The organism is Pseudomonas sp. PME37.24/025 (assembly GCF_055556615.1).
On the sequence record NZ_JBVHNK010000339.1, the window covers coordinates 1 to 258 of the forward strand.

1 protein-coding gene is annotated in these 258 nt (G+C 67.4%); it reads right to left on the minus strand.

Going from position 1 to position 258, the window contains the following annotated elements; all coding sequences use genetic code 11:
• On the minus strand, positions 1 to 232 hold a 232-nt coding region (locus tag ACZ3HH_RS30620; RefSeq protein WP_465810417.1), incomplete at its 3' end, for a hypothetical protein.
• Positions 233 to 258: the final 26 nt, after the last annotated feature.

A 258-nucleotide genomic window follows, 5' to 3' on the forward strand; every position in this document is an offset into this window, starting at 1 on the left:
TGTTGACGGCGTCCAGCAGTCGGTGCTCGCCCTTCTTGACACCCAGCGCCGTCGGCTCCCAGGCCAGTGCGCCTTCGACGAAGCGGAAGCGTCCGCCCGATTCGTTGACGAAGCGGATCCCCGAGGGCATGGCCACGGCCATCGCATCGACCTGCCGCTGGGCCATAGCCAGGAAGGTTTGCGGGGTCTCAGGGAAAGTCAGCAAGGTGGCCTTGCGCAGTACGCGCCGCACCGCCTGCTCCGGGGTGGAACCGCGAT